Below are 12,891 nucleotides of genomic sequence, written 5' to 3'. Positions count from 1 at the left end.
GAAAATCTAAATGTGTAGTAATTGCTTTAGTTTATCGGCACCGGCTCTGCTGGTGCTTAGCTCTGATTTTATATCGTCGTTTACAATCACCATCAATTTGCCGTTAAACCAGCGCTGTATTTCTTTAATGTGGTCAACGTTAACCAAGTAACTTCGATGAATTCGTACAAAGTTTTTTGTTACTAAGGCATGTTCAAGCTGATCGAGTGTATCGCTTAAGTGATGAAATGTGTCGCCATTCCATGCCAAACTATTACCTTGTTCTGATTTAATAAATTTAATGTCACCCGGGGAGAGTAAAAATATACGCTCACCGTTTTTACTAATTAGCTTATTTAATGTGTTTTCGGATAATGCAAAGGTTTGCTCGTGTTCTGGGCTGTTAACTTGGCAGTGGGCACGCTTTTGCTCAAGTAGCTGCTGAGCTTTAGCGAGTGCTTTTTTTAATCGAGCAATAGGAAAAGGTTTAAGTAAGTAATCTGTTGAGGCGTGCTCAAATGCTTCAATCGCAAATTGGTCATACGCTGTTGTGTAAATAATAATGGGCTGGTAGTTAAGTAAATCAATAAGCTCTAAGCCGTTAATTTCAGGCATTTGTATATCAAGTAATACCACATCGGGTTTTAGCTCATTAATTAATGAAATGGCCTCTTTGCCATTTGTAGCCATACCCACTACATCAACATGCTCCATTAAGCTCAGTTGGTGGCTTAATTTTTCACGGGCGGGAAGCTCATCATCGGCAAATAATACGCGCATTTTAGCGGCTGTATTTGGCTGGTTTTTATTGTTCATAGTGTTAGCTCCAACGTAACCACTGCACCATTATTGTTGCTCAGTAGTACCTTACTTTTGCCAAGTTGTTTAACGCGTTTTAGTATGTTTTTCATCCCTATACCACTGCCATGCCCGTGTTTTATAACATCACTCGAAAACCCTTTACCATTATCGCTAATTTGTATTTTAACGCCGTTAGGTAGCTCACTTAACGTTATATTAAGTATTAACGATGTTTGTTTAGCGTTATGTTTAATGGCATTTTCAATTATGGGCTGAATAAGTAGCGGTGGTAGCGATATATTTTTAAGCGTATTGGGAATGTGGTAATTAACCTGTAGCTTATCGCCAAAACGTGCTTTTTCAATATTTAGGTACTTTTCTATTATTGTAAGCTCTTGCTGTAAAGGTATTTGCTGTTGCTCGGCAGTATCAAGCGAGTACCTTAAAATATCAGCAAGTTCATGCAGTACTTCATCGGCTAAATCGGGGTTTGTATGAATATAAGCCGAAATTGTATTTAAGCTATTAAACATAAAATGTGGGTTTAACTGGTAGCGCAATGTAGCAAGTTGGGCTTGTTTAAGCGCGTGTTTTTCGGCTGTTGCGCGTTTTTTGTTTTCAATAAAAATACTGGTAAAGTAAATACACGAGCCCCAAAGTAAGCCGTTAAATACAACAAATATCCCCATGGATTTATGCCCATCAAAAAGCAGTGTGAGCGCTGTATCGGTAATCACATTACCGAGTGCCATAAATACAACGACAATTAACCATTCAAATGCTATTTTATTAATATGCTTATTGCGCAGGTAAAAAATAACCGCTGCCGCACTCCATACCGGCACCCAGTAAAAAGTAACAAACCACACGGTGGCAGCGAGTGCACTGCCGCCTGTTAAGGGCGCAGAGTTAGCAATTATCAGCCCAAGGGCATAAGCAATATCTACAACAAGTAAAATAAAAAAGCTGTATTTATAAAAAGGATGTTTGAGCATAGTAGGTGCTTCTTTTTGTAAGTGATAAAACCATAACAAAAAACAGTCAAAACCCAAAGACTTTGTGTTTTGACTGTAACTTATTTAAAAGTAAGTTAGCTCCTTGATTTGTAATGTGTTTTTTAATGGCTCGTTGCTTGCGCCTGGCATTTTACGCCACATTAAGTTAACCCCTGTTAATTCAGTGGCCGACCACGTAACCGGGCTACCAAAGCCAAATTGTTTAAAAGTGGAAAAAGGAATATCAAGCGTTGTCCACTCATCGCGCGGTTTTAAAAGTACACTAAAGTGATCCCAATCTTTTACATCACTATGATAAACAGACATAGCAAAAGGTGTAGTTGAGCCTTTATAGGTTAACCGAATGCCTTTAAATGCTGAGGCATCAGCCGGCGATGTAAATTTAATTTCAGCGCCTGCCCACGCGCCAAAGCTGGTTGGCTTTGTAATGGTTGTATTTATGGTTAAGCTATTTTTATTCGTGGTAAGTGTTGCCACAGATTGACCACCCATTACCGAGTCGCTCAAGGCTTGCCATGGTGTTTCACCGGTAAAATCATCAATAACATGCTGCGCTTGGCTACTTGTTATTATTTCATTACAAGCGGGGCCTTGTGGCTTTATGGCTTTGTTTTGAGTTATAAGCGCTGGGCGGTCTACTTGTATACCTGTTTTATAAACCTCTGAGATAGTGTGAATATGGCTTATATCATCAAGCGGGTTTTGCTTAAGTAGTACAAAGCTTGCCTCAAAGCCTTTAACAAGCTTGCCAATGCTCCCGGATTTATTAATTGCCATCGCACCATTTACAGTGGCCGCATTAATTATTTCACCATTAGTAAGACCCGCTTTTTTAAGTGCATCTAACTCGTTGTGTAACCCAGTACCGTGCAGCGTGTAAGGGTTACCGGCATCAGAGCCTGTGCCAATAGTAATATTAGCTTTATGTAGCTTTTGTATATTTGCATAAGCGGTTTTACGCTCATCCCACGCGTGCTCTTTCCATTTTGAAGGTGCAGGCACGTTTTCAAACAAACACCCTTGAAGCTTTTCAGGAATGGTTTTTAGTAACGCGCTTTGTGAGCTAATAGTATGGTTATGCTTTTCATCGCTATGATTGTGGTACACCGCAAGGGTAGGAATGTAGGTTACATTATGCTTTTTCATTAGCGTAATAAACTCATCGTCAATCGCTTCGCTATTAATACCGTGAGCTAAAGCCGTTGCACCGGCCTTAATAGCGCGTTTACCATCATTTAGTGTAGAAACATGCACAAAATACGGTAAATTAGCGGCCTTAGAGCGTTTACCTAACTCGCTTAATTGGCTATCAGTTAACGATTTACCCACACCACCAAAAGTTTCAATAACCGCTTTAGTTACATGAGGATTAGTGCTTATATGTTTTTGCCATAGCGCTGCTATGTCTTCATTTTTTGCAATTTCGTAAGCTTGGCCGCCAAACTGCGTGCCATGTCCGCCAGGGTTGGTAAACAAAGTACCTGCATAAAAAAGGTTAGGGGTTAGTTGGGCTGCTTTTAATTGCGCGGCTTCGTTTAGGGTTTGCTCAAACGAAAATAAATCAACAATATTAGTTACGCCTAAATACAAATTAGAATTAAAGTGCGACTTAACCGGCAAATACTGAAACTCAGTAAAGTTACTGCCCGATGAGCCCAAATGAACATGTAAATCAATTAAACCGGGTATTGCGTACTGGCTGTTGGCATTAATTGTTTTATCTGCGTTTTGTAGTTGGTCGGTCGTTTTAGTAATGTTTACAATTTTACCATCGTCAATATAAAGCGAACTCGGCGCAGAAAAGCTTTGCGAACTACTTTGGTATAAACGAATGTTGTCGACTCGCAAGTCAATGGCGTGAGCACTAAAGTGGCTTGCTAAGCTTAGTGCTAAAACTGTCTTTGTAATAATGTTCATGACTGTATTCCTTATCAAAAAAATAGGTATTTGGCGTTTTGTTGATAAAAAATTTAGCGAGTTTTTTAACCTGCATCATTAATAGCTATCTGAATCGACATTATATGAGGTTGAACCGACATAAAAATAAATGGGCGTTGTGGTGGGGCGGTTCAGGTTCACTAAATTAAGTGCTTTGAATAAGCGATAGGTTCCATCGACAGGGGGGCCTATTTTAAGGCAAAGCTTTAAAATTTGATCATGTTAGAATGGTTATCAAGGGCAGCTATGAGAGAGAAATAGTTAGTCAAAAGTCTTAATGTCTGAAGTCAAGGTTTGACCCTCATTGGCTTTTTATTTTAAGGCAAAGCTTTAAAATTTGATCATGTTTGAATGGTTATTAAGGACAGTGATGAGCGAGAAATAGTTAGTCAAAAATTTTAATGTCTGAAGTCAAGATTTGACCCTCGACTTATACTCGACTTATTTAAAGTATTGAGCTGCAAATTACATGTAGCTATTAGTCAGCTTAGAGCGAGAAACAACCGTTGAGATTGGCTAAATATCGTAGATAATTGATTGGTCAAACTGCGCTTTGCGCATCCATTCATGAAAATGAGCGACGCGCGCATATTGGTTAATTTAACTTTACCTAAAATAGTTAGAAAACTTAGTGATAGTAATACCTTAGGTAATTTGTTAAAACTATATAATGTAGAAAAATGAACGTAGCGTCGGCAGAAATATGCGCGATGAGCGCACTATTAAAATGTTAGTTTTCAATGGAGAGTAGATGAACACTTTAAGTAAATTAGTCACTGTCAGTATTGTATTACTCATTACTGGGTGCGCTGGTATTTTAGGTGTCACTGGTGCGGATACTGGAAAAAGAATTAGCGATGACTGGGTTGAATATAACGTCACTCATCCGGGGCTTACAATTAAAATTATCGAACCTTATGCTCCAGATTTAATGCCAATATCTACGGTTGGTAAATCATCACCGTCGCCGTTGAGACATACCATTATATTTGGAACCAAATCAAATCAGCATGAGCTTGAAGTTATAGGTAAGTACAAGAAAGAACTGTACTTTGATAATAGGTTTTATGGTTCAATTTGGTCAGGTGACGTTTTGATTCGAGACGGTAGCCTTTCAATAGACGGTAAGTTGGTATCAGTAATAGAAAACTAACAAAAGCAGCCACAGGACAAAAAAACGCTCCGCAATTTTTTGCCTGTGCTGGCAGGCGTTGAGGCTGTAGAATTACCCTTTTTAAAGAAAATCGGCCTGTTTTATGAGTTCCAAATGCATTACCTAATGCTTTAAAAGAGCTTAGAGTTAATTACAAGAGCTCGTTTTTTAATTGAATTTGGCTGTTGGAGTTATTCTACGGTCTCGTTATGTGGCATTTAGGCTAGGAGTATAATTTGGGGCCTCTTTTTCAATTAATCATAGTAGGGATTCTTTATTTCTTACTCGCAAGCATTATTGGGCTCGCACTGATGTTAATTGCTAGGTTAATTATGCTGTTAAAGAAAAAGACTGATATTTCAGTTAACCAACTTTTTTGGTTCCCATTAAAGTTAGCGCCTTACTTTTTGCTGGCAGTTATTGCTAATGTTCTAGTTTGTGAGTTCGTTAGAGATGTAGATCCTCCTCTAACAGATTATTGGTCGCTTCCTATAAATGATGGACTCACTATGGGAGCCATAGATATTTCTGATAAATGGTATTTATGGCCTACTCGAGAAGGCGGTGAAGCAATCCTCAGTAATATTGTGTTGGTAGGTATTAGTAATAAGGCTCTATATGGTTCAACTGAGTCTGATGAGTATTTCATTTATCGTTTCGATTCAAAGAAAGCGGTGGTGAATTTATCTAAAGATGAATTGAAAACTGAGGCAAATAAAATAGAAGATTCTTTACCCACACTAAAGAATCCATCTGATCTTTACTACGATAATAGAGATTTTGGTGATTTAATTACTTTTTTATTGTTACTGCTATATCCTTTGTACCGTTTTTATAATGTTTGTAATACATTTTGGGCTTTAGTTAGTAAGCAGAATATTGAGCATTTAAGTACTGCCGCATAACAAGTGACCATGATTATGAGTGTCCGCAATTGGCACTTTAACGAAGTTCGGCTTGGAGCGAATAGCGGTCATTAGAAAATTATTTTTCAACACTGATTTTATATCCAGTTGCTATGTGTTTCTCCTATATTCAGGAAACGACCCATTTGGTCGTTTTTACCCTTTTCATAATTTCTATACTGATTAAAAGTTTATCTGTAGCAACAAGTTAGTTAGTGTGATAGAACTGGTATAATGATAAAAATGACCCGCGGCTCGGTAGAAAAACGACCCAATGGGTCGATATTAAATTGTTAGGTTTTTATGAAGCTTTTTTTGAAATGGACTTTAATACATTCAGTATTCACTGGTGTTAATTTATTTGCCCTTTTAACTGTTTCATTTGGCTATGGATTTAGTGATGAAACTCCCGACTATTTAAATAGAATCGCAACTTTCTGGGCTACATTTGTAGAGCTTTTACTATTTCCAATTAATGACTTCTATGCGACTCTACCAAGAGAAGGCTTTTTAGGTTCCGACTTGTTTTACTTTGGTTTGTATATTTCAAATAGCATGTTGTGGGGGCTAGCGATTGCTATGGGTCTCTATGTATACAGAACCACCAAAACCTAACAAGCCAATAAACTCACTCACTTCGTTCGCTGGGACGCAGACACGCGGGGCGGCTTCGCCATTATGCCTCACATGTCTGCGCCCGTTATTGGAAAGTTATATGCCAATGATGAAATCGCTAACTATTGCGCTATTTCTACTAGCTTTAATTACTAGCTGGAGTAGCTTTGCAAACATTGATATTGAATATCAGGTAACTGAAGTTGCTGGTAGTAATACAAGTTATGGTTTATCCGTAATAGCACCTGCCAGCGATCCTGAACAATTAGTTCCATATTGGCATCGTAAAGCTGTCAAAATTTGTGGTTCTAAAAAATATAAAGCATCTGCGTTAATTAAAAAAGAAACGCAATGTGGTGATGCTATTAAGGTTACGAGTACAGGTGAAAAGTGTGAGGTTATTCCTGCGTCAGTTTTCGGTACTTTAAGCTGTAATGGCATAAAAGTGAATGGGGTCAAATCTTGACTTCAAAGTGAATGGGGTCCAAAGTGAATGGGGTCAAATCTTGACTTCAGACATTAAAAACCTTCGATGTCTGCTTATGGCACTTTGCAGATTAAACCTAATCTATCGAGTTAAATGAAAAAAGTGAATGGGGTCAAATCTTGACTTCAGATATTAAAAACCTCGATGTCTGCTTATGGCACTTTGCAGATTAAACCTAATCTATCGAGTTAAATGAAAATTTAACGAAATATGAGTCAGGTGAGTTAAAGTAAGTACAGGCATAACTGTCTGTAGTTTTCTTAAATCGATGATTTACGCCAAACATTTTTTATTATTGCTTTCCCGATGATTACTTAGCGGTTTTGTGATATTTGCGTGTACTGCATTCCTTTTGGTTTTAAGTGTTTATTTCTGTTTTTATTTAGCTAAATATTGTCTTGCTTAGGTTTTGGCTGAGTTTTAGTACGTTGTTAATAGCAGTAATTAGCAGTAATAAACGGTTAAATAACGGTATTGAAAATACTTTATTATAGTTATTACAGGTACCTACCTTGTTGTTAATTTTATGTATAATGTTATTTAAAATATTAAGATTTATACAGTGGGATTAAAATGCTCATACAGCTAATTATAGGAACGTTTGTTATCTGTGGCACGGTGCTTATACAAGCAATGTTTATTGGTGTTTTATCTAAAGTGTTGGCCAATATTAGCGACTGGTTATTAAAGGACTCTAAAACCTTAAAAATGATTTTTGTGGTAACGGCGATGGTAATTTGGCTCGTTGGAGGCTTAACGGCAAGTGCGTGGTTATGGGCTGCTATATTTTTAATTTTTGAGGTGTTTAGTGAGTTAGAGCCAGCACTTTACTTTTCGGTTGTTACCTTTACAACGCTTGGTTACGGCGATGTTGTATTGGGAACTCAATGGCGACTGCTTGGCAGTTTAACAGCTGTAAATGGGTTAATAATAGTGGGCCTAAATACCGCATTTCTCATTGAAGCTATTTCCCAGATCAGAAAAGCACAATCAAAGGACTTAAAGTGAATATTGTTAATGTAGATAGTTTTTTAACTTACACTATTGCTATTTTAATCTTTTTTGTGGGTATATATTTAACAAAAAAAATTCCCTTTTTAAGGCATTTTAATATACCTGAGCCGGTGACTGGTGGTTTGATCGCTGCGATAGCCATTACTTTTGCGTATTTTTTCTTAGAAAGTGAAATAAACTTTGATTTATCAACCCGCGATAGGTTGTTAGTTTACTTCTTTACAGCCATAGGCTTAAATGCTCGGGTGTCTGACTTAGTTAAAGGGGGTAAACCCTTATTTATATTACTTACCCTCACCTTAACATTTATTGTATTACAAAATGTAGTAGGTGTTGCTGGGGCTTATAGCCTTAATATATCAAAAGAAATAGGTATATTAGCAGGGTCGTCGTCTCTTATTGGAGGACATGGAACAGCTATAGCTTGGTCGCCCGTAATTGCAGAAAGAGGGATCGAAAGTGCGCTTGAGATTGGTATAGCATCAGCCACATTAGGTTTAGTTATTGCTAGTTTAATTGGCGGACCTATTGCTAAATATCTGATAAATAAATATAAATTATCCAGTGAGTCATCGTCTTTATCGGTAGGAATTGAATACACTAAATCTGATTCTGAAAATTTTTCTCACTTAAATTTTATGGCCGTTATTTTAGTTATTCATATCTGCATTATTGCAGGTTATATAATTAATGAATATTTGGTCAGCTTTGGAGTTAAGTTACCTTTATTTGTTTCGTGCCTATTAGTTGGTATGTTGTTATCAAATACGGTTCCTTATTTATTACCAAAGCTAAAGTGGCCTGCAAGAACAAAATCTTTGGCTATTGTGTCTGATTTTTCTCTTAGCCTGTTTTTAACTATGTCGTTAATGAGTATGCAATTATGGGTAATTGCAGATTTAGCGAGTGATTTACTGCTTATTTTAGTATTTCAAACGTTAACTGCGGTGATATTTATTTTGTTTATTGTTTTTCCTTTAATGGGAAAAAATTATGAATCAGCAGTTTTAAGTGCAGGTTTTGGTGGGTTTGTACTGGGAGCGACACCAACGGCAATCGCAAACATGACGGCAGTGACAAAATCTCATGGGCCTGCACCAGTTGCGTTTATAATATTACCATTGGTTGCGGCATTTTTTGTAGATATTAGTAATTCGTTTATTATTAAATTTGCGCTGACTTTGTTTTAAGTCAGCGCATTATCGTGTTACTTAGCGTTATGGGCTGAATTAACTGCTTTAGTAAAGCCAATAGCCCAGCGGTCAAACGCTGCCTCTATGTCACTAAATGTACTCCATGGTTTATCTTTAAATAGGTAACTTCCTTGGCTACCTTCGTACACGACGGCGTTAACTTTTCTGCTTATAGAGTCTCTAAAAACTCCCTCAATAGATACTTCACCGACACTGAGTGTTACGCCTGGTACTACTAACAGTGTCGCATTCATTAGCGATGACGGAGCTTTTAAGTTAGATAAAGTAAACGAAATTCTTAAAACGTTTTTGTCTGGTTGTGTCACAACTTGATAGCCTGAATTATTCAGTTCAGTGGTCATCGCTGATAAAAAATAACTTTGCAAAGATTGGATATCCTCGGTAGATATATTTTTTATATCTGGATCTGAATAATCGATTTTGATTGGATCAAACATAAACTTTTTATAATCTGCGAGTGTGGGCGCATCAGGCCTGATGTAAACTAACGCAGGTTTCATTGACTCATCTTGAATTAAGCCCGCTAAGTCAGCATTTATATCTTCTTTTACTACATTCTTACTTATTCCTGTACAAGCACTTATAAACAGAGTGGTAGATATAATAGATCCAGAAATTAACTTTTTAATTTGTGATTGTTTCACTGAGAAAAACCTTAATTAATTTGGGGCTCAAAGAGCCCTGAGATTTATAGTTGCGAACTATTTGCTGTTTCGTTTGATGAAACTTGCAAAAATGTTGCATAAAGCACCGGTACAACAAGTAATGTGAGTAGTGTGGCAAAACTGAGACCAAATACTATAACCACAGCCATTGACTGAAAAAATGCATCAAAAAATAGCGGGATAACACCTAGCGCAGTAGTGAAAGATCCTAATAATACTGGTCTTACACGGCTAGACGCCGAGTCAACAATTGCATCAAAACGAGGTTTGCCTTCTTCTATTTCAGTGTCCATTCTGTCGACTAAAATTATACCGTTTTGGATTAACAATCCTGAAAGCGAAAGCAACCCTAAAATACCCATAAACTCTAGTGGTACACCGGTCACAACTAAACCAAACACAACACCAATTAAAGCCAATGGTACAACAGACCATATGACTAACGGCTGCTTAATTTTGCCAAATGATACAATTACAACAAGCACCATAGCTAAAAAGCCAAGGGGTATTGTTGACATTAAATCACCATTTGATTCGCTCGAATCGCCAAACTCACCACCCCACGTTAGGTTATATCCAGAGGGCAATGCAATATTTTCGATTTGTGGTTTTATTCTGGCAAGTAATTCACTCGAAAGTTCGCCAGCTATAGGATCAGACTGTGCCTTGATCATAAATATACGGTCTTCCGCTTTTATTTTACTGTCGCGCCATTTGGTCTCAAATCCATCAGTTACTTGTAAAATAGGAACAGATTTACCCGTTACCGAGCTTATAACCTGTATACTTTTTAAGTTGTCTAGCGTAGCTGAACGAGTTGTTGGTGTTTGAGATATTATAGGTATTAAATCGTTACCTTCTCTGAAAGTACCAATTTTTTCGCCGTTGTAAAAGTGAGCGATTGCTTGGGATAAATCTTTACGAGATACGCCCGAAAGCCTTGCTTTATCTTCTGAATAAATAGGCTCAATAACGGCTATTTTTTGTCGCCAGTCGTCTTTAACAGATACAGACTTACGATCAGAGGACATTATTTTTTTAGCTTGTTCAGCCAAGGAGCGAAGGACAACAGGGTCGGGGCCGCTGAACTCGGCTTCAATAGCTGAGCCGCCACCAGGCCCTAAAATAAAACGCCAAGCTTTTGATTCTGCTTCTGGGAAATTCTCCTCAACGTGTTGTTGAATAACAGGAGTCATGGCATCAATTTTTTTATAGTCGTCGACTTTTACAAGAAGTTGGCCGTATGCTGTGTTAGCTGACTGTGGTGAATAGGTCAGCATGTAACGAATTGCACCGCCGCCAATCAGAGTTTGCACACTGTTAACGTTATCTAAAGATTGAACGAATGATTCTAGTTTGATCATTTCGCGCTCAGTTTTTTTGATGTTTGTTCCTTCAGGTAGCCAAAAGTCAACCACCATTTGAGGTGACGTAGAGCGAGGGAAAAAACCTTGCGTCATAAATTGCGCACCCCAAATTGAGATAGCAAACAAAACCATTACGCTTGAAATAACTAATGCACGCGACCTTAAACACCAGCGCATAAGCGCTTTATATTTTAAGAAAAAAGCACTTTCTTTTTCTGTTTTTGAATCGTCTGAATTTTTTGCGTCACTTTGCGGGAAAAGCCAGTAACAGGTCAATGGGGTAATGGTTAATGCTAATACCCAGCTGAAAAGTAATGAGATCATAACAACCCAGAAAAGTGAGCCGGTATACTCAGCTGTTTGTCCTGGTGCAAAGCCAATTGGAGCAAAAGCAATTACGCCGACTAGTGTTCCGGCTAAAAGAGGCCATTTTGTCTGCATGACAATTTCTTTTGCTATATCTAGCTTACGTCGTCCCTGTTTAACACCTACTAAAATAGCTTCTGTTATTACTACTGCGTTATCAACCATCATTCCGAGTGATATTATAAGAGCACCCAATGATATGCGGTGAAGTGGAATGCCCATAAGTTGCATAGTCGTCAGCGTTGCGCCAACAGTAACAAGCAAAATAAATGAGATAACAGCCGCTGAGCGTACCCCCATAGTGAACAATAAAGAGCACACTACAATTACCAATGCCGATATTACATTGACTAAAAAATTAGTAACTGATGCTTCAACTACTTTACCTTGGTTATAGTATTCGCTTACTTCAATACCGAATGGGCGACGGCTATCAGATTCTTTTATTTTTTCATCAACAGCTTTGCCTATTTCAACAACATTACCACCAGAGGTATTAGATACCCCCATGGCTATGGCTTTTTGACCATTAAAACGGATTAGCTTTTGCGCTGGTTGTTCGTAACCTCTGTATACATTAGCAATGTCTTTTAGATAAATTACACGGCCTTCTGTTGAGTCGGTAACAAGTAAATTTTTTATTGAATCAATTGAATTTAAGCTACCTGATGGACTAAAGCTTAAACGTAAATCGCCAACGTCAACACTACCTGAAAAAGTAATACTATTTTGTTGTTTGAGTATGTCATAAATTTTGTTAATTGAAACACCCAGACTTGCAGCGTTCTCTTGCGAAATCTCTACAAAAATAGCTTCTTGTTGGCTGCCTGCTAATTGTACTTTAGCGACGCCATTAACTTGTAAAATATCTTTTTGTAATTGCTTTGCGTAATTTTGTAATTCAGCGTAGCTATAATCATTACCTGTAATCAAATAAGAGAGGCCATATAAATCGCCAAAATCGTCATTAACAATAGGTGTTAATGCATCTGGAGGCAAAGTGCTTTTTGCATCACTAATTTTATTTCGTAACTTGGTCCATATGACTTGTAAGTCTTCCTTAGACTTTGAAAATTCATACTTTATTTCAACATTAATCTCCGAGACACCTGCGGATGAAGTAGAGCTAATAGACTTAACTTCTTGGAGTTGTTGTAAGGCGGTTTCAAGAGGATCAGTTACTTCTCTTGCTACTTCATTAGGGCTTGCTCCAGGATATTGAGTGTAAATAAGCGCATTTCTTATGGTGAACTCTGGGTCTTCAAATCTTGGCATTGTGGTGTAAGCATTGATACCGCCAACGAATACTAAAATTATTGCAATTACACACAGTAATTGATTTTTAATGGAAAATTCAGCTAAGTTCATATG

Annotated in this window: 11 protein-coding genes; 6 read left to right on the top strand and 5 right to left on the bottom strand. The window is 37.6% G+C overall.

Translation table 11 applies throughout. The features are described 5' to 3' along the window. Positions 1-6 precede the first annotated feature (6 nt). From AC27I2_RS09295 to AC27I2_RS09285, 3 genes are read right to left on the bottom strand one after another with little or no spacing between them, the layout of a single operon-like run. Positions 7-795: a LytR/AlgR family response regulator transcription factor gene (locus tag AC27I2_RS09295; RefSeq protein ID WP_487204080.1), complete on the bottom strand. Its 789-nt coding sequence runs from the start codon at positions 793-795 to the stop codon at positions 7-9. Further along, a complete protein-coding gene (locus AC27I2_RS09290) occupies positions 792-1,832 on the bottom strand; it encodes a sensor histidine kinase (RefSeq protein ID WP_487204079.1) in 1,041 nt (346 codons plus the stop codon). Before AC27I2_RS09290 ends, AC27I2_RS09295 begins: the two co-directional genes overlap by 4 nt. A 27-nt stretch (positions 1,833-1,859) precedes the next feature. Beyond that, entirely contained in the window at positions 1,860-3,713 is a 1,854-nt protein-coding gene (locus AC27I2_RS09285) for a CIA30 family protein (protein WP_487204078.1), read from the bottom strand. Between the two features lie 772 nt (positions 3,714-4,485). Here AC27I2_RS09285 and AC27I2_RS09280 point away from each other — a divergent pair. The 6 genes from AC27I2_RS09280 (at position 4,486) to gltS (ending at position 9,098) form a co-directional block, all read left to right on the top strand. Then, a complete protein-coding gene (locus AC27I2_RS09280) occupies positions 4,486-4,887 on the top strand; it encodes a hypothetical protein (protein WP_058403180.1) in 402 nt (133 codons plus the stop codon). A 236-nt stretch (positions 4,888-5,123) separates the two neighbouring features. Beyond that, a complete protein-coding gene (locus AC27I2_RS09275) occupies positions 5,124-5,792 on the top strand; it encodes a hypothetical protein (protein WP_487204077.1) in 669 nt (222 codons plus the stop codon). A 303-nt stretch (positions 5,793-6,095) separates the two neighbouring features. After that, positions 6,096-6,407, top strand: coding sequence for a hypothetical protein (locus tag AC27I2_RS09270; protein ID WP_487204076.1), 312 nt, complete (start codon positions 6,096-6,098; stop codon positions 6,405-6,407). A 100-nt stretch (positions 6,408-6,507) separates the two neighbouring features. Beyond that, positions 6,508-6,873, top strand: coding sequence for a hypothetical protein (locus tag AC27I2_RS09265; RefSeq protein ID WP_487204075.1), 366 nt, complete (start codon positions 6,508-6,510; stop codon positions 6,871-6,873). 594 nt (positions 6,874-7,467) lie between these two features. Then, entirely contained in the window at positions 7,468-7,902 is a 435-nt protein-coding gene (locus AC27I2_RS09260; RefSeq protein ID WP_058403184.1) for a potassium channel family protein, read from the top strand. Then, positions 7,899-9,098: a sodium/glutamate symporter gene (gene gltS, locus AC27I2_RS09255; protein WP_487204074.1), complete on the top strand. Its 1,200-nt coding sequence runs from the start codon at positions 7,899-7,901 to the stop codon at positions 9,096-9,098. Before AC27I2_RS09260 ends, gltS begins: the two co-directional genes overlap by 4 nt. A gap of 17 nt (positions 9,099-9,115) precedes the next feature. Here the strand turns inward: gltS and AC27I2_RS09250 are convergent, their stop codons facing one another. After that, entirely contained in the window at positions 9,116-9,766 is a 651-nt protein-coding gene (locus tag AC27I2_RS09250) for a DUF3313 family protein (RefSeq protein WP_058403186.1), read from the bottom strand. A 44-nt stretch (positions 9,767-9,810) separates the two neighbouring features. Further along, positions 9,811-12,888, bottom strand: coding sequence for an efflux RND transporter permease subunit (locus AC27I2_RS09245; RefSeq protein ID WP_487204073.1), 3,078 nt, complete (start codon positions 12,886-12,888; stop codon positions 9,811-9,813). Between the last annotated feature and the right edge of the window lie 3 nt (positions 12,889-12,891).

The sequence above is a fragment of the Pseudoalteromonas sp. NH0006-46 genome, from assembly GCF_057547735.1.
The sequence above is the reverse complement of the archived record's forward strand: the minus strand, read 5'-3'. Positions and strand labels throughout refer to the sequence as shown.